The organism is Eubacterium multiforme (assembly GCF_030813415.1).
GTDB classification, from domain to species: Bacteria; Bacillota; Clostridia; order Clostridiales; family Clostridiaceae; genus Clostridium; species Clostridium multiforme.
In genome coordinates, this window is sequence record NZ_JAUSUF010000001.1 from 454,435 (window position 1) to 477,575 (window position 23,141).

The window sequence follows — 23,141 nt, forward strand, 5'->3', positions numbered from 1 at the left end:
TGTAGTTTAAAGGGGTGAGACTTTATTTTGGAGAAAGATAATTTTTTTAAGAATTCATTTATACTTACAGCTTCAAATATAACTACAGGTTTATTAGGCTTTGCCTTTTCTATATACTTGTCCAAAATTTTAGGAGCTGAAGGCATTGGACTTTATAACATAATTATGCCAATTTACAATCTATTTATATGTTTAATGACAGCTGGTATTGTTGCTGCACTTTCTAAAGTGTCTGCTGTTTATTCTGAAAGAAATGAAACTAATAATTTAACTAAAACAATAAACTCTGTTGCTCTTTTTAATATTATCTGGGCTCTTTTAATAGGTATTTTAGTGTTCTTCCTTGCACCTTTCATTAGTAAGTATGGAATAAATGATGTTAGAACCATTAATGCAATTAAGGTTACATGCCCTGCTATGATTTTTATTTCTCTTAGCAATATTTTAAAGGGATATTTTTTAGGTGTATCAAAAATAAAAGTTCCAGCACTTGTAGATATATTTGAAAAAGGTATGAGGATAATTACAATTACTATTTTGGTATATGCTTTTAGTACAGAAAATTTAACTACTCTTGTAACTTTAGCCTATGTTTCTCTTGCAATTGGAGAATTTCAGAGTTTAATACTATTATTCTTTTATTATAGAAAATGTATTAGAAAATTACCTAAATCTAATATTAAACCAGAAGGGAGAGCCCAGCTTCTTTTTAATGTTTTAATTATTTCCCTTCCATTATGTATTAATGGATTTTTAAGTAATATTTTTGCTACTTTGTCTACATTAATTGTTCCAAGAAGACTTTTAGCTGCTGGATTTTCTTATGGAGAGGCTTTATCTTTAATTGGTAAATATACTGGAATGGCTGTTACTTTAATTGGGATTCCTCTAATAGTTGTTAATTCTATAAATTCTCTTTTAATACCTGATTTATCTCAATCCTTAAGTAGGGGAGATAGCTATGAGGCTTCTGTAAGAATAAAGAAAGTTATGAAAATTTCCTTTTTACTAGGATTATCTACAACAGTTATTTGCTCATTAATTCCTTATGAATTAGGTAATTTATTTTATAGTCGAAATGACTTAGGTAGTTTTATTTTTATGGCTTCTTTATCAGCGCCAATATTTTTTACTTCCTCTATAATGTTTGGAGTTTTAAACGGATTAAATAAACAAGGGATTATAGTAAGAAATTCATTTATAATTGCTTTAATGGAATTAATATGTTTATTTATTTTCACTTCCATACCTAATATAAATATTTATGGCTATAGCATAACATTATTTATAACTTCATCTTTTTCTATTATTTTAAATTTATATGAAGTAAAAAAGGAGATTAAAATAAATATTTCATTAACTAATGTTTTAATATTTATACTTTTAGCCATATTAACTTTTTTAATTTTAAACATATTTATAAAAAGATTTTTATATCCTCTTGGTACTTTTGAAACATTATTTGTAGTATTAATTACTTTTCTTATTTTTATATATTATTCTAGGTTTGGGGAATACTAAAAAAGATGTAGGAAAATTTTCCTACATCTTTTAATATTTTTACATTAATTTTCTTCTCATAAATCTTGGAAGCATAGTATATACTCTTGGTGATATAGATTCTATATCTAACTTTCTTATTCCACCTAATACTATCATTATATATAAATAAACAAAGCCACCTATAGCCACTAATGCTAATGTATATATAGCTGTGTATAAGTACATAATTATTCTTGAAGTTCCAAGGAATCCACCTAAAATCATTATTGGTTGTTTTAAAATGAATATTACAGCTGCCATACATATTGATGCTAGTATTGGCTTAACACAATTTTTTAGCATAGGAACTTTGTATCTTATACTTCTTGTTAGAATTCTATGATTTATTAATATAGGTACAAAGTAACATAAGAAGTTACCTATTAAAACCCCTAGTATATTTATTGATGGAATTCCAACTAAAATAAAGTTTGCAGCAATTTTAAGCACAATTCCTATTGAAAAAGATATAATCATTGGATAAAACTCACTTATCCCTTGAAGTATTACACTTTGAAGTTGTGCAATTGCAGTAAGAACTAATATAAAGGCACCATATTCCATAATATAAGCTCCTCTATCACTTTGATAAAGCAGTGTATATATATCATTATTTAAAACTGTAAGTCCTACAGCTGATGGAATAGTTATTGCAAATGTAATTCTAAATGCAAAATTAGCACTTCTTCTTATTGATTTCCTATCCTTTAAGGCTGATGCTTTTGAAACTGCTGGTAATACTATAGTAGTAAGGGCAGTTACAATAATAAGAGGAACTCCTATTAATACTTTATAATTATACAAAAGTCCATAAAGTGTATCTGATTGAGCCTTTGTAAATCCTGCATGTATTAATCTACGGCTAACATTCATCATATCAATCATACCACCAAAATTTTGTATCCCTGCGCTTAATGTTATTGGAAATGCATATCTAACTAATTTTCTAAGTATTGCCTTTGAAGTAATTCTTCTACCTACTTTTGGAGCATTTAATGCTTCCTCTTCAAATTTTCTCTTATCATATATGTATACAAGATAAAATATTGCAACAACAGCTCCAACAGAAGTACCTATTGTTCCTCCTGCTGCCCCCATTGGTAAACTTATATGATAAAGAAGGAAGGCAAATAACAAACTAACAAATACATTTAATAATTGTTCTAATATTTGTGATATTGCTATTCCAGTCATTTCATTCTTACCTTGAAAATAACCTCTATAAGCAGACAATACAGCTGTTAATAGTATGCTTGGTGCCAAAAACATTATTGCAAATGTAGAATTTTGTATTTCACCTATTCTTGCAATTGGATAAGCAAAAAGTAAAAGTAAAATAGTTAATGCTCCCCCAATTAACCCATAAACCTTTCTCGAAATCTTTAAAGCTTTAATGGTATCTCTTTCATTTCCTAGAGCTTTAAGTTCAGCTACAACCTTTGCTACTGCCGGTTGGCATCCCATACTTGTTATTGCATAAACAAACATGAAGATGTCATAACTTCTCGAATACATTCCTACGCCTTCTACACCAATAATTCTATTTAATAACGGAACATAAAACGCTGATAGGACCTTTGCAAATATACCAGCAAAAGATAGTATCATAAACCCTCTAGTGGATGATGACTCTTCCCTCATTTTTAATCCCCTATCCTATAATCTGATTTTAAATATATCTTTCTTAATCTTTTTAAATATAGGTGGTAATGCTACTGTTATAACTTTATCTTTTAAATAAGCAAGCTTTCCATCTATGTTTTTAAAGTTTAATTTATATGCATATAAGTATTGAAATTCTAAACCATATTTATTTACAAAATATGAATTTAGTTGTCTATCACCATATTTTTCATCCCCTATAATAGGATTACCTAAATGTGCTAAATGAGCTCTTATTTGATGGCTTCTTCCTGTTATTAAGTCAATTTCTAAAAATGAAAAAGCACCATCTGTTTGTATAGTTTTAACTTCCATAGAAATTTCTTTTGAGTCTTTAACTTTTTTATCATAAACTTTTGATACATTATTTTCTTCATTTTTTAATATGTAACCTTTATAAAGTCCATCTTTGATTTTTCCTTTAATTAAAGTGTTATAGTATTTTTTTACTTTACCCTCTCTAATTATTTCGTTAAGTTCTCTTAACCCTTCGAAATTCTTTCCAAAAATAACTACTCCTGAAGTATTTCTATCAAGTCTATTACATGATGCTGGAGTAAATGTAATTTCTTTTTCTGGAAGATAATCACCTTTTCCATTTAAATATGATAGTACAAAATCAGTAAGTGAAGGTATCTTTTTGTTGCTATCTGGATGAACTAAAATTCCTGGCCATTTTTCAACAACTAATAAATTTTCATCTTCATAAGCAACTTTTAGTGATCTTGGATCAACCTTTATAAAAGTTTCCTTCTTTTCAGTCATTTTTTGACTTTGTATATATCTTATTTCAACTTCATCATTTATTTCTAATGTATATTTTTCTTTTTGTTTTTTCCCGTTTACTCTAACATCACCTTTTCTAAGGGCCTTAAATATAGCACTTAGCGGAACATCTTTTAATAATTTTCTTAGAAATTTATCAAGCCTTTGTCCTGCTTCGTTAGCTCCTATTTCTATTTTCACTCTATAATCACTCCTAATAATCAAACTTCTTTCGTGAATCTTTTTCTACATTTTTATAGGTTAATATTTATTTACTCCATTGTCAAATAATCAAAAGCTGATTGACATTGAATTGCTACCCCTAAAGGTATTGCATCTTCATCTATGTCAAATAAGCTACTGTGTGCAGCTTTTCCTGTTCCTTTAGCTGCATTTGAAGTTCCTAAGAAGTAAAAGGCAGCATCTCTTTCCATTGCAAAGTATGCAAAACTTTCAACTCCCATACTTGGAGCCTTTTGTTCTAATACATTTTCTCTTCCAAGAACCTTTATAGCTGCTTCTTTAACTAAATCTACACATTCATTATTATTTATAAGACATGGATAGCTTTCCTCAATAGTTACCTTTGCACTTCCCCTTGAAGTAGCTGCAATTCCTTCTGCTATTTCGCAAAGTCTTTTACAAGCATATTTTCTATCCTCTGGTGTCATAGTTCTTATTATACCTGAAATTTCTGCCTCTTCTGGAATTATATTTTGAGCAGTTCCTGCATGAAAGCTCCCAACAGTTACAACTGATGGATTTACAGGTGAAATTTCTCTACTTACTATTGTTTGCAAAGTTGAAACTATATTAGCTCCAATAACAATAGGGTCTACTGTTGTATTTGGTGCTGCACCATGTCCTCCACTACCCTTTACCTTTATTGTATATGGATTTGAAGCTGCATTTACAACACCCTTCTTAATTTTAATTGTTCCACATTCAGTATCTTCTGATACATGAAGTCCAATTACTCTATCAACCTTTGGATTTTCAAGAACTCCTTCTTCTATCATTAATCTTGCTCCTCCAGTTGTTTCCTCTGCTGGTTCAAATAATAACTTTACATTTCCACTAAATAAATCTTTATTAGCATTTAATATTCTAGATGCTCCTAAAAGAATTGTTGTGTGAGCATCATGACCACAAGCATGCATCTTTCCTGGAATTTTTGAGCTATATTCACATACTTTTTTATCTTGAATTGGAAGCGCATCCATATCAGCTCTTAAAGCAATAGTTTTATCACTAGCTCCTTCCTTTGTACCTTTAATTAAAGCACATACCCCAGTACCAGCAACTTCTCTATATTCTATCCCTTCTCTTTTTAAAAACTCTTTTATTAAAGTAGATGTTCTAAACTCTTCAAAACCTACTTCTGGGTGCATATGAATATCTCTTCTTATATCTATTAAATCTCTCTTAAGTTTATTTGCTTCATCTTTAAAATTAATCATCTTATCCCTCCAATAACTATACATTATATCTATTACATAATAAACTATATTTCCACATTAATTTATACCATATATAAGTATACCATTTTTTATTCTATTATCATAAGAAGATTTCTCTCTAAAAGAACCTTTATTGAAAAACTTCTAATTATTCCATCTTTAAATAATATATTAATCCTATCCCCTTTGCAATCATCAACTATTCCTTCTTCTTTTCTTCCATTATGATAAACAACTGTACCCTTTTTTAAATCATGAGATTCTTCCTCTTCATTTTTAAATTCAGTTTCTTTAATAAATCTAGAAACTTCTTTAAACTTTCCTCCCTTTGTTTTAGGCGCAATTATATAAAGATTATCTATAGCCCTTGTTATTCCAACATAAAATAATCTTCTCTCCTCTTCTATATTGTCCTCTCCAGCTGATATATGCGGAATAGTATCTTCATTACAATTTACAAGAAATACATTTTTAAATTCCATTCCCTTAACTCTATGAATAGTGCTTAATAACACCCTATCTTCATCAGTTTTATTTTTTGACATTTCAATCTCTTCTTTAACATTTTCAATATGAGTAAAAAATTCTATTATAGTTTTAAATCCACTTGCAGATATTTTAAACTCTTCTAGTATTTCCTCTAAATCATCTAAGCTTTGATTGAATTTTTCACAATAAGTTTTTAAATAATCTAAATATCCTAAGTCACTTATTATAAACTGTATTGCACTACTTAAAGATAACTTAGATAAATATTGTATATCTTTTCTAAGATCATCTAATTTTTTTATTTGAAAAGGTGGAGTATCTTTCTTCTCCATTAATATTTCAAAGGGATCTTTATATTCTTTAAAGTTTCTAACATAAGCTAAATTGCTTTTACTTACATACCTAAAAGGTTTATTTATAATCTTTAAAAAAGCTTCTCTATCAAAGGGGTCTAATGATAATTTTAAATAAGTTAATACATCCTTACATATAAAATGTTCAAAAAAGTTATATTCCTTATCTAACAATGTAAAAGGAATCTTTTTTCTAGTAAAAACATCAATAAAGGTCATAGCCTCTATATTAGTTCTATATAAAATAATATTATCTTTATATGTATATTTATTATCTTTAATTAATCCTTTTATTTTATCTACAATTTCTTCCCCTTGAATTTTTTCATCATAAGGAAAGGAAACTTTTATTATTCCATCCTCTTCTTTATTTGCTATAATTTCTTTTTTATTTCTTTCCTTATTATATTCTATTACCTTTTTTGCTCCATCTATTATATTCTTTGAACTTCTATAATTTTTTGATAAATAATACTTTTTTCCACCTTTAAATATATTATTAAAGATTACCATATACTCCGGCTTTGAACCTCTAAATGAATATATACATTGGTCTTCATCCCCCACTGCAAAAAGTGAATTTTTCTCTCCCTCATTCATCATTTTTAAAAATTCTATCTGAAGTTCATCACAATCTTGAAACTCATCTACTAATATATATTTAAAAAGGTCTCTATAACCATCTCTAAGTCCTTTATTCTCCTTTAAAAGTTCTAATACCTTTAGTGCTAAATCATCAAAATCCCAAAGATTATTACTTCTTTTATAATCACTATAAACTGTGACACAATCTTCAAAGATTTCTTTTGTTATTGATGGCTTAAATTCCCCTAAAGTAGTTCTAGAGTTTTTAAATAAAGATATATTATTTATAACTTCTTTAATCTTATCCTCATTTATATCATCAAAATATTTTTTTAATACTCCCTCTATTAATTTATGTGTCTTATAAGATTCTATTATTTGTATCTTATAATTTTCTCTAATTAACATTTTATAAAATAATCCATGAAATGTTCCAAAAAAAGGAGTCCTTTCAAGATTAAATCTCTTTATATATCTATCTTTCATATTCAAAGCTGCAGATTTCGTAAAAGTTATAACTATAATATTTTTGTTATATACTTTGAAATTATTCACAAGATAATTTATTCTATTTATTATAACTGTAGTTTTTCCAGAACCTGGTGCTGCAACAACTAGTACATTTCTTTCTTTTGCATTAACTGCACCTTGCTGAAATAAATCTAAATTCACTAAAATTCCCTCCTTTATTATTGATTATTGCCACATTTTATAGGGAATAACTATATTGTAATAATTCTCTTTAAGTTGTACAATAGTTTTAAATATTTTTTTAGAGGAGTTAGATTATGAATAATACTAAAACTTTTAACGTTAAAGATAATAGAAACCTAACAATGTTAGTAGATTTCTATGAATTAACTATGGGAAATGGTTATTTTGAAAAAAATCTTCAAAATAAAATTGCCTACTTTGATATGTATTTCAGAAAAATACCAGATGATGGTGGATACTGTATAATGGCTGGTGTTAAGCAAATAACTGAGTATTTAAGTTCCCTAAAGTTTACACAAGATGATATAGAATATTTAAAATCTAAAAATATATTCTCAGAGGCCTTTTTAGAATACCTTAAAAATTTCAAATTTTCATGTGATGTTTGGGCAATTCCTGAAGGAAATCCTGTATTTCCAAATCAACCTCTAGTTACTGTTAGAGGACCTGTTATTCAAGCTCAATTTATAGAAACAATGATTCTTTTAACTGTAAATCATCAAACTCTTATAGCTACAAAAGCAAATAGAATATGTAGAGCAGCTGAAGGTAGAACAGTTATGGAATTTGGCTCAAGACGTGCTCAAGGATATGATGGTGCTATATACGGTGCAAGAGCTTCTATAATTGGTGGATGCCACTCAACAGCATGTACAATAGCTGATCAACGTTTTGATATTCCAGCAGTTGGTACAATGGCTCATAGCTGGATTCAATTATTTGATAATGAATTTACAGCATTTAAAACTTGGGCAGAGGTTTATCCTGACAATTGCCTACTTCTTATAGATACTTATAACGTTTTAAAATCAGGTCTTCCAAATGCCATAAAAGTATTTGATGAAATTTTAAAACCTCAAGGAAAAAGACCTGTTGGTATAAGAATAGATTCAGGAGACATAACTTATTTAACTAAAAAGTGCAGACAAATTCTTGATGAAGCAGGATATGAAGATTGTAAGATAGTTGTTTCTAATTCTCTTGATGAACATATTATTAGAGATGTATTAGATCAAGGTGCTTGTATAGATTCTTTTGGAGTTGGAGAAAGACTTATAACTGCAAAATCTGAACCTGTTTTTGGAGGAGTTTATAAATTAGTAGCTGTTGAAGAAAATGGAGAAATAATTCCTAAAATTAAAATTAGTGAAAATAATGAAAAAATAACTAATCCAGGTTTTAAGAAAACAGTTAGAATATTTGATAAAACTACTCATAAAGCTATTGCTGATTTAATAATGCTTCATGATGAAACTATAGATGAGAGTTTACCACTTACAATATTCCATCCAATACATACTTGGAAAAAGAAGAAAATTAAAAATTACTATACAAAAGATTTAATGGAGAAAATTTTTGATAAAGGAACTTTAGTATATAATTCACCTTCTGTAATGGATATTAGAGAATTTTCATTACAAGAAACTGAAAAACTTTGGTCTGAAGTTTTAAGATTCGAAAATCCTCACACATATTATGTTGATTTATCAGATAAACTTTGGAATCTAAAACAAGATTTATTACATTCAACAGTTGATAATTATTCTGAATAGAATATTATAAAAGATAACAAAAAGAAAAACTAAATAAATTTAGTACTTCTAAATTATTATAAATAATTACCTAAAAAAGCAACATTGACATTAAAATATCAATGTTGCTTTTTTAATTTTTTAAGCTTCAATTTGTTGAATGTCATCTTCATCAATATCAAACATACCTTCGTTAATTAAATTAGTATAATTTAATTCTACATTATATAAATATGTTTCGAATATACATTCTTCTCCTTCATTTTCAAAAGGATACATAGGACATTCATTATTACATTCTACTTTCTCACTGGTTAATGACCAAAACGGACAAACTCTCATAATTACCCCCACCTTGTAAACGAAACCAATATTTAGTATGATTATATTATATATACAAATAAAAATAAAGAGCTTTTTACATTTTTTTTATTTATTGTAAAAAAGATAACCATATACTATAACTACATGGCTATCTTCTATTAACTTATTATATTTTCTATCTTATACAACCAGTGTTCTTTCCTACTGAAATATCAATTATTTCATTTTGGAAAGCTTTTAATAAAGCTTTTTCAAGAACTTTTTGTTGATCAAAATTTGCAATATTTTTGCATACAGCAAAAACTTTATTAGTTTCTCCATTTATATTTCTATATGTAAGAGTAACATTAGGTTTATCATATTCTACATTAAGTACTTTGATTCCCCATGAAATTTGTGCAAAATCATCTTCAATAGATAATTTAGTTAGTTCTTTAAGTTTTTCTTTTTCTTCTGTAGGATCATTTACTATTAATAGCTCTTCTCCAACTTTGTATTTAGCCATTATAATTCCTCCCTTAAATAATTTGTATTTATTAGTAATATAGTAGCACTTTAAAATATTTCTTTCAACTAAAGATTTTTTAGTTACTATATTTTAACTTATTATTAAAAAAATTTGAAAATTTATAAAAAAAAAGATAGAATAACAATAGTTACTCTATCAAGATAAAATGAACACGGAATTTGTTAATCAATTAACAACTTTGTTTATATTTTAACATTGTTTCTTTATTTTATCAAGAGAAACTTTTAAAATAATTGGATTTTACAATTAATATCGATTATCTACAAAGTATAATAATTTATTAATAATTATTGACTTAGTATTTTTTTAAAGTTATAATAGTATTATTCCAAGTTAAGGAGGGTAGAATATGGATAATATTTCTGCTGTTTTTAAAGAAAAAAAGCTTAAATTAACACCTCAAAGACTTGCTGTTTATAAATATCTTATGAGTACAAAGGAACATCCATCAGCTGAGGTTATATACAAATCTATTCAGCCTGATTTTCCTACAATGAGTTTAGCTACTGTTTATAAAGCTTTAAAAACTCTTGTTGAAGTTGGTTTAGTTCAAGAACTAAATGTTGGTGAAGGAAATTTTAGATATGATGGTAATGTAGCTTCTCATCCACATATACAGTGTATAAATTGCGGAAGAGTAGATGATTTAATGAACTTTTCTTTTGATAACCTAAATTCTGAAGTTGAAAAAAATTCAGATTATAAAGTTTTATCAAATCAAACTTATTTTTATGGTCTTTGTAAAGATTGTCAATAAAAGTTTTATTAAAAGCAAATCAGAGCTGATTTGCTTTTATTTTTTTATGTCTCACTTTCCAATAATCCTACTCCATTCCTTTCCATCATACTTTCCACTTAAAACATTTTTACACTCTTTATCTATCTTTCTAATATTTTCATTAGATATTATATTAAAATAAAACATATTTATATCATCTGCGCTTACTATAGAATTTACCATTTTAATTTGAACACCCTTTAAATTACTATCTGCTTTTCTATTTCCAGTAATACAATTCTTTTTAGTTAACTCTTCAAAAACATCACTATTAATAATATATCTAAAAAAATTATCTAAATCATCTATTTTAGTCTTACCTGATGATGAACATATAATACAATCCATTCCAACTGTTGAATTTACACTTTTATTATTTATAGGCATTTTATTAATAGTTCCAATTCCTCTTTTATCTGTTATCTTTTCTGATGTTAAAGTCGTTGTAAGAAGGACTGGTATTTTTCCTTCATTAAAATTTTTAATAGCACTCTCCCCTTCATCTTGGAACATATCTTCTTTTATTATGTTTTTTGTATACAGTTCATGTAAAGTATCAAATATTTTTTGACCGTTTTTTATATGTTTAATCTTGTCTTCAACACTATTTACATCATCAACTTTATGTAAATCATAAGCTATAGTATCATTTGCAACTAGTGCACTAAAAAGTATTTCTTTTGTGTACTCACTCTTTACATATGTAGGTATTTTAATCTTTTTTTCATTTAATTTTTTTAATGCTTCAATGTAATTATTATCTTCAAATTTTATGCCTTTACTTTTTAATAATTCCTCATTATAAACAAGCTCTAAGGTAAATGGTGTTATTCCAAGACCATAATATTTACCTTCATATATACCATATAAATTATTTATGTTAGCAAACTTCTCTCTAGTTTTTTTTTCCTTAAATAAATAAGTTATATCCCTTAAATAATTTTTATTATTAAAATCAATAAATGAATATCCATCTAACAATACTAATGCAGCTTCCTTTTCGTCACCTATCTTTTTTTCTATTTCTTCTTCACTATTAACTGGGACAAGGTTAATCTTTTTTCCTTCCTTCTCTTCATATTTTTTTATTAATTCAACAACATAATTTATGGATTTTACTGTGCTGCTATTATAATATAAATTTACTGTATTAGTTTCTTTGTTTTTGTCTTTTCCACAACCTACAATTAATAAACATATAAAAACTAAAACTCCACAAAACTTCCAATTAAATTTCATTATTACTCCTCCTTATATAATAGTCTGCCTAATATTTTAATAATTAATTATGTTTTAAATTAATATTTACTTTAGATATTCATTAAGACTTACTTCATTGTTCAGTAAGTTTCTATTATACATTACAAAATAAAAGGCCGCTTAATGCGGCCTAAAAGGGGGATGGGGGGTATTATATTAAAATCTATTAATTTTAATATAACTTCGTAGGAGATCTTTTTCTCCGATACAATTATATTATTAACTTTAATTAATTTTTTTATTCATTTTTTTTAATCTAAATCACCTTTTTTATAAATACCTATTATTTTATCAACAAATTCAATTCTTTCAGCTGCAACAGAGTTTCTTAAAGCTAATAACATATCCATGTTAGGATCCCCTGTATTATAATTATTTTTCTTTTTTGAATTAGAATTATTATTTGTATTATTTTTATTACAATTACCATTATTCATTCTAGCAAGTTGACTTATAATTGCAATTGGATTCATATTTCCCATTCCCCCCATATTATTGCCCCAATTTCCAGAATTAAATAAATCCATAGGATTCATATTAGAATTATTACCACCATTATTCATATTATTATTTATATTATTCCCACTATCATTAAAATTATTGTTAATATTACTATTTCCATTATTACTATTATTAAATTCATTTATAGGTGGAAATGAACTTAAATCAATTCCTTCCTTCTCCATGGATGCCATTATGTTATTTAATTTATTTTGATCTACATTACCTAACATACTCATAAGCTGATTTGGATCTATACCAAAAGGATTATTAGCTAAGTTATTAAATGAAGCTTTTCCATCTTCTTCTCTTGAATTGCTTTTACTTTTATGTTTCTTCTTTGACATTTCAAATCCTCCCAAAATAACTATTTTATTTACATTCTATGTATCACCATTAATTTTTGTTATTATTTTTAGGTATTTTTTTGGAGGGCTTAAAGCCCTCCAACAATTATCAATTATATTTAATTGATTAATTTATTAAAATCTGTTAAATCCACATCCACCACAACAGAATAGTAATATTATTATTATCCACCAGCTGTTTCCGAATCCATTACAACCACCATTATTGCAACCATCGTTACAGCCATCATTACAACCGCAGCCATTATTTCCAAATCCACAGCAGAATATTAGTAGTATTATTATCCACCACCAACAACCTCCGCCAAAACCATCATATCTACCATATGGTGCTTGACCTTGTGGTGAAACTATAACTGTTTTATCGCAACAACAACATTTTTTGTGTGACATTATAAATTCCCCCTATACCTTAAAATTATTTAGCAGTTATTACATCCACAATTTCCAAATCCATTATTTCCACAGCAACAAATTAATAGTATTATTATTATCCACCACCAGCAGCCGTCTCCACCAAAACCGAAGCCATCATTTCCGCCACCATATCCAGGATAATTATTATATCCGCCTATCATTCCACATTCTGGTACATAAACTGTTTGTTTGCATTTCTTAAATTTAGGTTTTTCACAACAACAACAGCAACAACAATCATTAAATCCATATCCCATATTACCATATCCTCCATATCCGCCGCCATATCCGCGATTTCCGCCACAGCAAGCTAATAATAAAATTAATAAAAGCCAGGAATTGTTTCCGAATCCACTACATCCGCCACAGCCACAATTATTGTTAGAAAATCCGCAGCAATCATCTTGGCAATTACAGTTATCATCATCTGAACAATCATTAAAGCCATTTAGGATATCATTAATTTCCATAAACTATCCAAACCTCCTTAACCATATTTCTATTTAACTTTTATACTATATACTATTCTCTCTAAAATTATTTGACACTAAATTTTAAAATTGCTCTAATTTTCTACAAAAAAAGGTTCTAGTAAAAGTTTATATATCTTTTACTAGAACCTTATATTAATATGGTTTTATTCAGTATCTTCTGCTAAATCTCCAAAAAGATTGTCAATTAATTGTTCTGTTCCTCTTTTATTAAGTGATGAGTAAAAATAAAGTTTATCTTCTTTTGTTAATTTTAATGTTTCTCTTATTACTTTTTCACTCTTTTTTAAATTATTATTTGACAACTTATCACTTTTTGTTGCAACTACTGTTACGTCATATCCATAGTGTATTATCCACTCATGCATCATTACGTCATCTGCAGTTGGTTTGTGTCTTGAGTCAACTAATAGAACAACCCTCTTTAATTCTTCTCTACCATTTAAATATCTTTCAATAGTTTGACCCCAACTTGCTTTTTCACTTTTAGATACTTTTGCATATCCATATCCTGGTAAATCAACAAGATAGAAATCATTATTTATTAAAAAGAAGTTTATAAGTCTTGTTTTTCCTGGAGTTTGACTAACCTTAGCTAATTTTTTTCTATTAGTTAAAGCGTTTATTATTGAACTCTTTCCAACATTTGATCTTCCAACAAAAGCAATTTCTACTCTATCATCTGTTGGATATTGCTCTTTCTTAACTGCCGATATAATAAATTCTGATTGTTTTATCCTCATAGGTATCATCTCCAATTATTGCATTATTGCATTATCTAATACGGTATCAATTTGTTCTGCCACTATAATCTTTAAGCCTTTCTTTATTGAAGCCGGTATCTTATCTGCATCTTTTTCATTTTCTTTAGGAATTATTATTGTATCAATTCCTGCCCTAACTGCCGCAAGTGATTTTTCCTTTAATCCACCTATAGGTAACACTCTTCCTGTTAGAGTTATTTCTCCAGTCATTGCAACATTATGTCTAACTTTTTTCTTAGCTAAAGCTGAAACTAATGCTGTAACCATAGTTACTCCTGCTGAAGGTCCATCCTTTGGAACAGCACCTTCTGGAACATGAATATGAATATCTTTATTCTTATAAAAATCCACATCAATTCCATATTTAGCTGCATTAGCTCTTACATAAGTAAATGCAGCCTTTGCAGATTCTTGCATTACATCTCCTAATTGTCCTGTTAATTGAAGCTTTCCTGTACCTTCCATAACCATAGCCTCTATTGGAAGAGTATCTCCACCATAAGCTGTCCATGCCATTCCAGTAACAACTCCAATTTTATCCTTCTTATCTATCTTTTCATAACTAAATACTTTTTTACCTAATAGAGTCTCCACTTTTTTAGAATTTATACTAACCTTATCTTTATTCTTTTTAAGCATCTCTGTAATAGCTTTTCTAATTATTGAAGCTATTACTCTAGTTAAACTTCTTACCCCAGATTCTAAAGTATATCCTTCAATTATTTCTTTAATTGCAGAATCACTTATTTTTATTTTTTCTTCTGAAATATTATGCTCCTTTAAAGCCTTAGGTATTAAATATCTTTTTGCTATTTGGAATTTTTCTTCATAAGTATATCCAGAAACTTCAATAACTTCCATTCTATCAAGTAAAGCTCTTGGAATTGTATCTAAACTATTTGCTGTTGCAATAAAAAATACATTTGATAAATCTATTGGAAGTTCCAAATAATTATCTCTAAAGTTAAAGTTTTGTTCACTATCTAAAACTTCTAATAATGCATCAGCTGGATCTCCCTTATAGTTTGAACTAATCTTATCAATTTCATCAAATAATATAAGAGGATTATTAGTTTGAGTTTCTTTTAAAGCATAAGCTATTCTACCTGGAATTGCTCCAACATAAGTTTTTCTATGCCCTCTAATTTCAGACTCATCTTTCATTCCACCTAATGCAATTCTTGAATATTTTCTATTCATAGCCTCTGCTATTGATTTTGCTATTGATGTCTTACCTACTCCTGGTGGTCCAACTAAACAAAGAATTGGTCCCTTCATACTTTTACTCATTTGTTTTACAGCAAGATATTCTATAATTCTTTCCTTAACATCATTAAGTCCATAATGCTCTCTTTGAAGTACTTTCTCAGCGCTTTTTATGTCTATGGTATCCTTACTACTCTTACTCCAAGGCATGTCCAATATCCAATCTAAATAAGTTTTTATAACAGCCTCTTCAGAACTTGAAGCTCCAGCACCTCTTAATCTATTAAGTTCATATTCAGCCTTTTCTAAAACTTCTTTAGGCAGATTTGACTCTTTAATCTTTTCTTCATATTTAATTATTTCTTTTTTTGCATCGTCATCTTCCCCAAGTTCTTCTTGAATTGCTTTAAGTTGTTCCCTTAGGAAATATTCTTTTTGACTTTTATCTGTTTTTTCTTTTACTTTATCAGCTATCTTCTTTTGAACTTTAATAATTTGAGTTTCTTCCTCAATCATTACTAAAAGCCTTTGAATTCTTTTCTTTAAATCAATGGTTTCTAATAACTCTTGTCTATAATCTTCTCTTGTGACAGCTACAGTACTTACCATATCTACAAATTCATGAACTTTATTGTCAACTTCAACGGCTTTTATAACCTCCTTTGAATTTTCACCAGTAAGCTTCATAAATTTTATAAACATTTCTTTTAAAGACTTTATGTAAGCACTTATTTCAATATTATCTATTTCTTCTTCTTTAATTCTCTCTAATTCAACTTCTAAACAAGCCTTTTTAGCTTGATATTTTTTTATTTTAGCTCTTTCTTTACCTTCAACTAAAACTCTTATTACATTATCAGGTAATTTAATTATTTGCTTTATATCACAGATTGTTCCAATTCTGCTTATATCACTTTTCTTTGGATCATCTATTTCTACATTTTTTTGTGGTGCAAGAAAAATCTTTTCTCCATTTTTCATTGCAGTTTCTACTGCTACTTTTGACTTTTCTCTTCCAACGTCGAAGTGAGTAACCATATTTGGAAAAATGGTTATTCCTCTTAGAGGAATTAAAGGAAGAATATTTTCATTTGTCATACCTATCTTCCCCCAATCTTTTTAATTTATTTTTATTAGACTTAATAAGTATACCATAACCATAAGTTTTTTCAATAATTGTAATATTATAAATAAAAAACACTCCTTAATAAAAGAGTGTTTTTTTATCTAAGCTGTTTCTGTATCTTCTTTAGTTTTTGATGATTTATCAATAAGCATAGGTCTTACTTCACCTTCTGGCAATCTCTCTACCTCTGGTTTATCTCCATTTTTTATTGTATCTTCTGTTATCACTACCTTAGTTATTCTTTCATCTGAAGGTATTTCAAACATGATATCCATCATCATCTCTTCTATTATTGATCTTAATCCTCTAGCACCTGTACTTCTACTAATAGCTTCTTCTGCTATTGTATCTAAAGATTCTTCTGTAAATTCAAGATCTACATTATCAAGTTCAAATAATTTCTTATATTGTTTTACTAGAGCATTTTTAGGTTCACATAATATTTTAACTAAAGCTTTTTTATCAAGAGACTCTAAAGTAACCAATATAGGAAGTCTTCCTACAAACTCTGGTATTAATCCAAACTTTAAAAGATCTCCTGGCATTATTTCTTTAAATAATGAACCTAAATCTTTTTCGTGTTTTGATTGAATGTCTGCTCCAAAACCAATTGAACTCTTTCTTGTTCTTTTTTCAATTATTTTATCTATTCCATCAAAGGCTCCTCCACAAATAAACAGTATATTTGAAGTGTTTATTTGAAGTAGTTCTTGATGAGGATGTTTTCTTCCTCCTTGTGGTGGAACTGAAGCTGTTGTTCCTTCTAATATTTTTAGAAGTGCTTGTTGAACTCCTTCTCCAGAAACATCTCTTGTAATTGATGGATTTTCTGATTTTCTTGCAATCTTATCTATTTCATCTATATAAATAATACCTTTTTCTGCTCTTTCTATATCATAGTCAGCATTTTGTATTAATTTTAATAGAATGTTCTCTACATCTTCTCCAACATATCCAGCCTCTGTTAATGTTGTTGCATCTGCAATTGCAAATGGAACATTTAAAACTTTAGCTAATGTTTGAGCAAGTAAAGTTTTACCTGAACCTGTTGGTCCTAGTAATAATATATTACTCTTTTGTAATTCTATATCATCATTTGAGACTTTCTTACTATTTATTCTCTTATAATGATTGTAAACTGCAACAGCTAATGATTTTTTAGCTCCTTCTTGACCTATTACATATGAATCAAGATATTCTTTAATTTCTTGTGGCTTAGGTAAATCTGTTGAAACAACTTCTTTTGTTTCTTCAAATTCATCCTCTATGATTTCTGAACATAATTCAATACATTCATCACATATATATACTCCAGGTCCAGCTATTAATCTTTTAACCTGATCTTGATTCTTTCCACAAAAAGAACACTTTAACTGTTTTTTATCTTCATATTTAGCCATATTTTTCACCTCACTAAGGACAAGTCCTAAATTTATTATGCCTTTTCTATTTCGTTCTTAGTAATTACCTTATCAATTAAGCCATATTCCATAGCTTCATCTGCATCCATAAAATTATCTCTTTCTACATCTGCTTTAAGCTTTTCTAAAGGCATACCTGTATTTTTACTTAGTATTTGATTTAATTTATCTTTTATTCTTAAAATTCTCTTTGCATGAATGTCAAAATCAGTTGCTTGACCTTGGAAACCACCTAAAGGTTGGTGTATCATGATCTCTGCATTTGGAAGAGCATATCTCTTTCCTTTTTGACCTGATGAAAGTAAGAAAGAACCCATTGAAGCTGCTAATCCAATACATATAGTACAAACATCTGGTTTTATATATTGCATAGTGTCATATATAGCCATACCAGCTGTAATTGATCCTCCTGGACTATTTATATAAACATATATATCTTTATCTGGATCTTCACTTTCTAAGAATAAAAGCTGAGCAACTACTAGATTTGAAGTATCATCATTTATTTCACCATTAAGCATTATTATTCTATCTTTTAATAGTCTTGAAAAAATATCATAACTTCTTTCTCCTCTATTTGTTTGTTCAACAACCATTGGAACTAAACTCATAACTGTTCCCTCCTTTATTAATGTAACTTAAATAAAATTATACATCAATATAATTATTTTGTTAATTGTTTTATTTGAAATAATTGCCAGAAAAATATTTTCTGGCAATTATCTAGTGATTATATCTATTTAGTTTTAGTATATCAATTATTTGCAGTTATCTTCTAATAACTTTATTGTCTTTGATACAACTATATCTTTTTCGATCATAGCTCTTTGAGTTTGCATTAACATTTCAGCCATCTTTTCAGCTTCATCTCCTGCATACATCTTTGCGATTTCAGTAGCTTTTTCTTTTACTTCTTCGTCAGTAGCTTCAACTTTTTCAGCCTTAGCTATAGCTTCTAATACTAAGTCAGATTTAACTTTCTTCTCAGCATTTTCTTTCATGTATGATCTCATTTTTTCTTCAGTGTTTCCAGTAAATTGCATGTATTGTTCTAATGATAATCCTTGGTATTTTAATCTATTTTCAAGATCTCTAACCATAGCATCAATTTCTTTTTCAACCATTACAGCTGGAACATCTATCTTTGAATTTTCAATAACTGCTGTTATTAATTCATCTTCAAATTCTCTTTCAACTGAAGCTGCCTTAGTTTCTTCTAATTTACCTTTAATATCAGCTTTTAATTCATCTAATGTGTCAAATTCTGATACTTCTTTAGCAAATTCGTCATCTAATGCTGGAAGTTCTTTGAACTTAATTTCTCTAATCTTTACTTCAAAAGTAGCTTCTTTTCCATTTAATTCTTCTTTTCCGTAATTTTCTGGGAAAGTAACCTTAACTTCTTTTTCTTCATCAGTAGTTAAACCAATTAATTGATCTTCGAAGTTATCTATAAATGAACCAGAACCTATTTCTAATGAATATTCATGTCCTTCTCCGCCTTCAAAAGCAACTCCATCTATGAATCCTTTAAAATCTATAACAGCGATATCGCCTTTTTCGATTGCTCCATCATTCTTAGTTTCTACTCTAGCATTTTGTTGTTGCATGTTCTTTAATTGACCTTCAACTTCAGCATCATCAACTACAACTTCTTTTTTCTTTACTGATAATCCTTTATATTCTCCAAGTTCAATTTCTGGATATAAAGTAACTTCTGCTGTGTAAACTAATTCTTTTCCTTCTCCAACTTCTAAAACGTCTATCTTTGGATAGTCTACTGGTCTTAGTTTGTTTTCTTCTATTAAAGTTGGGTAAGTTTCATTTATTACAGTATTTATAGCATCTTCAAATAATACTTCTACACCATAATGCTTCTTTACCATTGCCATTGGCACTTTACCTTTTCTGAATCCAGGTATATTAAAATTCTTCTTATTTTTGTTGTACGCTTTATTTAAAGCAGCAGTGAATTTTTCTGCTTCTACTCTCACTTCAAATTTAACAACATTAGCTTCTATTTTTTCCATTTTAGCTTCCATCTGCTTTTTCCTCCTAAAATAGTTCTTTGTTCTCATATATTAACTACGTTATTATAACATAAATTTCTACATATTATCAAATGCTTTGTTATATATAGTGTTTTTTTAATATTACTTTAAAATACTTCCCTTATCATTAAGTACATATTCATTTTTATCTATTTTTATTTCTATTCCTTTTTTAGGAACAACTTTTCCAAACTCTATCTTTTTACCTTTTGTGCTTCTTGCAAATGTATTAGTATTATTTTTTATATTATATATCCATGCATACTCATTTGTAGCAGCACTTCCAAAATAAGGTAAGTTGCTTATATATACAATATTATCATCATCTAAAAACTTAGCATCAGAACTCCATAAATATTTCTTTTCTCTTTTTAAGATAGCTTCTTTATGAAATTTTTGTCCTTTAGTTGAAACATATTCTTTTCTAGTTACATCTTTAACTTTTCCATCTATATCTATAAGTTGCATATTTTGATCTTTATCTAATGTTAGTATCATTTGTTTATTAGGAGATATATCATAGCTTAAGCCTTTAACATCTTCCATAGAAACAAATTCTTTTTTATCATCAACAGTTTTATACTCACACTTTACAACTAAATCTTTTCCAAGTTTTGCATCAATATAAGTTTTTTTAGGTGGTTCTGGTTTAACCTCAGCTTCATTAACTTTAGCTTCTTCTTTAGGTTTCTCTTCCACTTGTTTATCACTGTCTGCCCAGGCTTGTAATTTCGTTCTTATATTAGAAAAATCCATATTTTCAATTTTAAACTTATATATAAGCACTCCAGCAATTATTGCTACAACACTAATTATTGCTATAATTTTAGCCCTTCTTTTTTTCATTTTCTTTTCATAATCTCTACTAAAAATACTTGGTTTAGCCAAAATATTTACCTCCTAAACTTACTAATACTAAACTTATTATACAATATTTATATAAAAAAATAATATCTAACTTATTATATTTTACTTACTTTTTAATTTTATTTTTGTTTTTGCATTTACAATTACACTCTCTTATTCCTAAAGCTCTTTTTTCTTCTGATGTAAGCTTAGCTACATTATTTGAATATTCTTCATATTCTGGAGCATCCTTCAAATGACTTTTCTTTTCTATTATTAACATATTAATCCTCCTTTACAATATCATATTTTAACAAAATTCAAGAATATCCTAAAGTATATTCTATCATAAATTTACAAATAAATTTTCTTATTAATTTATTAAATATATTTTAATCTATATTTCTTCATTTTTAAACATATTCTGAATTATTTATTAATAAAAAGTAAATTTACCTCTTCTCCCTTGGAATATTTTTTCAAGTCTAGTATAATTGTATTAACAAATAAATTATAAATAAAGCCCATACCACTCTATTAGCAAACGCTATAGAGTTTAAATAAACCCCACAAAATGTTCATTTATTCCCTTTCTTAAATGAACATAACCCTTTAACCTGTACTATTGTAGTGCAGGTTTTTTATTTGCCACAAAAAATTAGCTAATGGAAATTATCCACTAGCCAATTTTAAAACTTCTTTACAAAGAAAAGTTTTCTACATTATTAATAACCCATTCACCATTTTTATATACTACTCTAGTTAAAAATTTCTTTGTATTTTCTTGTTTTCCAAGTCCAAGGAAAATTTTACTTGTATTATATTGCACATTACAAACTATAGTTCCTATATATTCACCATTTTTATATTCAAACTTACTTTTATCTTTATCTATATTTAAAGAAACCATATCGTATTTATTTTTTAATATAAAATAATTTTTCTCTAAAACAGAATATATTTTATTTTTTGCTTCATCAGTAGCCATAGTTATAACATTTTTATCTTCATCATTAAGAGCCTCAAATACACTTTTGTAAAACTTATCTATTGAAGTATTAACATCACTCCAAAGTTTTTCATTAGAAATATTTAAATTTAAACGAATATCTGGAATTTCTTTTACTTCTTCCTCTGTTCCAGCTATCTCTCCCCAAGGAAATTCTTTTTTAATAGATAATTTTATACTTCCATCTGAAGGCATTGGTCCTATATCTTTAAAATCTGATACTTTAATTCCACTATCTTCTCCATTAATAAAAACAGTGGCATCTTTAAAATTGCTATCTACAGTTACAACTATTCCATCTAACTTTAAATTTACAGTTTCATTTTTCATTAAAGTTATATTTTCTTCTTTTTTTATTTTCCCATACTTATTGTCTATATATCCACTTACCTTGTAATCTCCTGGTATAAGATTCTTTAAAGTTTCTCCTGATTTAATCTTTTCTTTATTATTTAATGTTATATCCGCCTCATCAAAATTACTTATAACACTAAGATTAAATGTTTTAAGTTCAACATAATATTTATTAAAAAACAATCCTTTTTCCTCTTCTAATTTAAAAATAGACTTAGAATTATTTTCCTTCAAATCATTAATCACATTATTTACTTCAGAATCTTTTCCCTTATAATACTGAGCTAAAGGTTTCAAATTATCTTTTGGTATCTTTTTATTATCTACCCTTATTACATCATTAAGTTTAGATAACTTTCCCTTTTCAAGACCAATCTCAAGATTTTTCAATACTTGATCTTTAGTAGTTCTAGTATTTCCAACTATATAACCTAAGGATAAAAATACAGCAATACAAATTATAACTAAAATTTTAATATTGCTTTTAAAAAAATACTTGTAGTTTTCCTTATTTATATTTTTAACTTCATTATATTTTCTAAGGAAATTATTTTTTATCTTATTTATACCTTCTTTAAGATCCATTAACCTCAC

21 protein-coding genes are annotated in these 23,141 nt (G+C 27.5%); 3 read left to right on the top strand and 18 right to left on the bottom strand.

Annotation, left to right across the window (positions count from 1 at the left end; all coding sequences use genetic code 11):
- Nucleotides 1-27 precede the first annotated feature (27 nt).
- Nucleotides 28-1,521 (top strand): stage V sporulation protein B, encoded by a 1,494-nt coding sequence (spoVB, locus tag J2S18_RS02120; protein WP_307482643.1) that lies wholly within the window; start codon nucleotides 28-30, stop codon nucleotides 1,519-1,521.
- Nucleotides 1,522-1,560: 39 nt separating this feature from the next.
- Here the strand turns inward: spoVB and J2S18_RS02125 are convergent, their stop codons facing one another.
- The 4 genes from J2S18_RS02125 to J2S18_RS02140 all read right to left on the bottom strand — a co-directional run bounded on the left by J2S18_RS02125 (nucleotide 1,561) and on the right by J2S18_RS02140 (nucleotide 7,534).
- Nucleotides 1,561-3,183, bottom strand: a complete 1,623-nt coding sequence (locus tag J2S18_RS02125; RefSeq protein ID WP_307482645.1) for a putative polysaccharide biosynthesis protein — start codon at nucleotides 3,181-3,183, stop codon at nucleotides 1,561-1,563.
- Nucleotides 3,184-3,198: 15 nt separating this feature from the next.
- Nucleotides 3,199-4,170 carry an RluA family pseudouridine synthase gene (locus J2S18_RS02130; RefSeq protein ID WP_307482648.1) on the bottom strand — a complete coding sequence of 324 codons (972 nt, stop codon included), beginning with the start codon at nucleotides 4,168-4,170 and terminating at the stop codon, nucleotides 3,199-3,201.
- Nucleotides 4,171-4,241: 71 nt separating this feature from the next.
- Nucleotides 4,242-5,429, bottom strand: a complete 1,188-nt coding sequence (locus J2S18_RS02135) for a M20 metallopeptidase family protein (protein WP_307482650.1) — start codon at nucleotides 5,427-5,429, stop codon at nucleotides 4,242-4,244.
- Between the two features lie 89 nt (nucleotides 5,430-5,518).
- On the bottom strand, nucleotides 5,519-7,534 hold the full coding sequence (locus J2S18_RS02140; RefSeq protein WP_307483519.1) for an ATP-dependent helicase: 2,016 nt from the start codon (nucleotides 7,532-7,534) through the stop codon (nucleotides 5,519-5,521).
- A 110-nt stretch (nucleotides 7,535-7,644) separates the two neighbouring features.
- On the opposite strand from J2S18_RS02140, the gene J2S18_RS02145 reads away from it, so the two are divergent.
- Nucleotides 7,645-9,123 carry a nicotinate phosphoribosyltransferase gene (locus tag J2S18_RS02145; protein WP_307482652.1) on the top strand — a complete coding sequence of 493 codons (1,479 nt, stop codon included), beginning with the start codon at nucleotides 7,645-7,647 and terminating at the stop codon, nucleotides 9,121-9,123.
- Nucleotides 9,124-9,243: 120 nt separating this feature from the next.
- Here the strand turns inward: J2S18_RS02145 and J2S18_RS02150 are convergent, their stop codons facing one another.
- A complete protein-coding gene (locus J2S18_RS02150) occupies nucleotides 9,244-9,444 on the bottom strand; it encodes a hypothetical protein (RefSeq protein ID WP_307482655.1) in 201 nt (66 codons plus the stop codon).
- 157 nt (nucleotides 9,445-9,601) lie between these two features.
- A complete protein-coding gene (locus J2S18_RS02155; protein ID WP_307482657.1) occupies nucleotides 9,602-9,931 on the bottom strand; it encodes a hypothetical protein in 330 nt (109 codons plus the stop codon).
- Between the two features lie 373 nt (nucleotides 9,932-10,304).
- Here J2S18_RS02155 and perR point away from each other — a divergent pair, with 373 nt between their 5' ends.
- Nucleotides 10,305-10,712, top strand: a complete 408-nt coding sequence (gene perR, locus J2S18_RS02160) for a transcriptional regulator PerR (protein WP_307482660.1) — start codon at nucleotides 10,305-10,307, stop codon at nucleotides 10,710-10,712.
- A 51-nt stretch (nucleotides 10,713-10,763) separates the two neighbouring features.
- On the opposite strand, the gene J2S18_RS02165 is transcribed toward perR, so the two are convergent.
- From J2S18_RS02165 to J2S18_RS02220, 12 genes are all read right to left on the bottom strand, one after another.
- On the bottom strand, nucleotides 10,764-11,972 hold the full coding sequence (locus J2S18_RS02165; RefSeq protein WP_307482662.1) for an extracellular solute-binding protein: 1,209 nt from the start codon (nucleotides 11,970-11,972) through the stop codon (nucleotides 10,764-10,766).
- A 272-nt stretch (nucleotides 11,973-12,244) separates the two neighbouring features.
- On the bottom strand, nucleotides 12,245-12,841 hold the full coding sequence (locus tag J2S18_RS02170; RefSeq protein WP_307482665.1) for a hypothetical protein: 597 nt from the start codon (nucleotides 12,839-12,841) through the stop codon (nucleotides 12,245-12,247).
- A gap of 135 nt (nucleotides 12,842-12,976) precedes the next feature.
- The gene (locus tag J2S18_RS02175) at nucleotides 12,977-13,255 is read right to left on the bottom strand and encodes a hypothetical protein (protein ID WP_307482667.1); all 279 of its coding nucleotides are present in this window, start codon (nucleotides 13,253-13,255) and stop codon (nucleotides 12,977-12,979) included.
- A gap of 29 nt (nucleotides 13,256-13,284) precedes the next feature.
- On the bottom strand, nucleotides 13,285-13,749 hold the full coding sequence (locus J2S18_RS02180; RefSeq protein ID WP_307482668.1) for a hypothetical protein: 465 nt from the start codon (nucleotides 13,747-13,749) through the stop codon (nucleotides 13,285-13,287).
- Between the two features lie 167 nt (nucleotides 13,750-13,916).
- Nucleotides 13,917-14,513 carry a ribosome biogenesis GTP-binding protein YihA/YsxC gene (gene yihA / locus J2S18_RS02185; RefSeq protein ID WP_307482670.1) on the bottom strand — a complete coding sequence of 199 codons (597 nt, stop codon included), beginning with the start codon at nucleotides 14,511-14,513 and terminating at the stop codon, nucleotides 13,917-13,919.
- A gap of 15 nt (nucleotides 14,514-14,528) precedes the next feature.
- On the bottom strand, nucleotides 14,529-16,838 hold the full coding sequence (gene lon / locus J2S18_RS02190; protein WP_307482672.1) for an endopeptidase La: 2,310 nt from the start codon (nucleotides 16,836-16,838) through the stop codon (nucleotides 14,529-14,531).
- Nucleotides 16,839-16,967: 129 nt separating this feature from the next.
- Nucleotides 16,968-18,266 carry an ATP-dependent Clp protease ATP-binding subunit ClpX gene (gene clpX, locus J2S18_RS02195; protein ID WP_307482674.1) on the bottom strand — a complete coding sequence of 433 codons (1,299 nt, stop codon included), beginning with the start codon at nucleotides 18,264-18,266 and terminating at the stop codon, nucleotides 16,968-16,970.
- Nucleotides 18,267-18,301: 35 nt separating this feature from the next.
- Nucleotides 18,302-18,898 carry an ATP-dependent Clp endopeptidase proteolytic subunit ClpP gene (gene clpP / locus J2S18_RS02200; protein ID WP_307482676.1) on the bottom strand — a complete coding sequence of 199 codons (597 nt, stop codon included), beginning with the start codon at nucleotides 18,896-18,898 and terminating at the stop codon, nucleotides 18,302-18,304.
- A 147-nt stretch (nucleotides 18,899-19,045) separates the two neighbouring features.
- Complete coding sequence (gene tig, locus J2S18_RS02205) at nucleotides 19,046-20,329, bottom strand: trigger factor (protein ID WP_307482679.1); 1,284 nt, start codon at nucleotides 20,327-20,329, stop codon at nucleotides 19,046-19,048.
- Nucleotides 20,330-20,440: 111 nt separating this feature from the next.
- On the bottom strand, nucleotides 20,441-21,226 hold the full coding sequence (locus tag J2S18_RS02210) for a hypothetical protein (RefSeq protein ID WP_307482682.1): 786 nt from the start codon (nucleotides 21,224-21,226) through the stop codon (nucleotides 20,441-20,443).
- Nucleotides 21,227-21,311: 85 nt separating this feature from the next.
- Nucleotides 21,312-21,467 (bottom strand): hypothetical protein, encoded by a 156-nt coding sequence (locus J2S18_RS02215; RefSeq protein ID WP_307482685.1) that lies wholly within the window; start codon nucleotides 21,465-21,467, stop codon nucleotides 21,312-21,314.
- 417 nt (nucleotides 21,468-21,884) lie between these two features.
- Nucleotides 21,885-23,132, bottom strand: a complete 1,248-nt coding sequence (locus J2S18_RS02220; RefSeq protein ID WP_307482688.1) for a TcaA 3rd/4th domain-containing protein — start codon at nucleotides 23,130-23,132, stop codon at nucleotides 21,885-21,887.
- Between the last annotated feature and the right edge of the window lie 9 nt (nucleotides 23,133-23,141).

Bases quoted from the DNA above. Each gene is read 5' to 3' on its own strand.
- lon (WP_307482672.1), bottom strand. From the start codon at position 16,838: ATGACAAATGAAAATATTCTTCCTTTAATTCCTCTAAGAGGAATAACC.
- tig (WP_307482679.1), bottom strand. From the start codon at position 20,329: ATGGAAGCTAAAATGGAAAAAATAGAAGCTAATGTTGTTAAATTTGAA.
- clpX (WP_307482674.1), bottom strand. From the start codon at position 18,266: ATGGCTAAATATGAAGATAAAAAACAGTTAAAGTGTTCTTTTTGTGGA.
- clpP (WP_307482676.1), bottom strand. From the start codon at position 18,898: ATGAGTTTAGTTCCAATGGTTGTTGAACAAACAAATAGAGGAGAAAGA.
- J2S18_RS02155 (WP_307482657.1), bottom strand. From the start codon at position 9,931: ATGGCTAAATACAAAGTTGGAGAAGAGCTATTAATAGTAAATGATCCT.
- J2S18_RS02145 (WP_307482652.1), top strand. From the start codon at position 7,645: ATGAATAATACTAAAACTTTTAACGTTAAAGATAATAGAAACCTAACA.
- J2S18_RS02180 (WP_307482668.1), bottom strand. From the start codon at position 13,749: ATGGAAATTAATGATATCCTAAATGGCTTTAATGATTGTTCAGATGAT.
- J2S18_RS02135 (WP_307482650.1), bottom strand. From the start codon at position 5,429: ATGATTAATTTTAAAGATGAAGCAAATAAACTTAAGAGAGATTTAATA.
- J2S18_RS02165 (WP_307482662.1), bottom strand. From the start codon at position 11,972: ATGAAATTTAATTGGAAGTTTTGTGGAGTTTTAGTTTTTATATGTTTA.
- J2S18_RS02220 (WP_307482688.1), bottom strand. From the start codon at position 23,132: ATGGATCTTAAAGAAGGTATAAATAAGATAAAAAATAATTTCCTTAGA.
- J2S18_RS02150 (WP_307482655.1), bottom strand. From the start codon at position 9,444: ATGAGAGTTTGTCCGTTTTGGTCATTAACCAGTGAGAAAGTAGAATGT.
- J2S18_RS02175 (WP_307482667.1), bottom strand. From the start codon at position 13,255: ATGTCACACAAAAAATGTTGTTGTTGCGATAAAACAGTTATAGTTTCA.
- J2S18_RS02170 (WP_307482665.1), bottom strand. From the start codon at position 12,841: ATGTCAAAGAAGAAACATAAAAGTAAAAGCAATTCAAGAGAAGAAGAT.
- J2S18_RS02215 (WP_307482685.1), bottom strand. From the start codon at position 21,467: ATGTTAATAATAGAAAAGAAAAGTCATTTGAAGGATGCTCCAGAATAT.
- J2S18_RS02125 (WP_307482645.1), bottom strand. From the start codon at position 3,183: ATGAGGGAAGAGTCATCATCCACTAGAGGGTTTATGATACTATCTTTT.
- perR (WP_307482660.1), top strand. From the start codon at position 10,305: ATGGATAATATTTCTGCTGTTTTTAAAGAAAAAAAGCTTAAATTAACA.
- yihA (WP_307482670.1), bottom strand. From the start codon at position 14,513: ATGAGGATAAAACAATCAGAATTTATTATATCGGCAGTTAAGAAAGAG.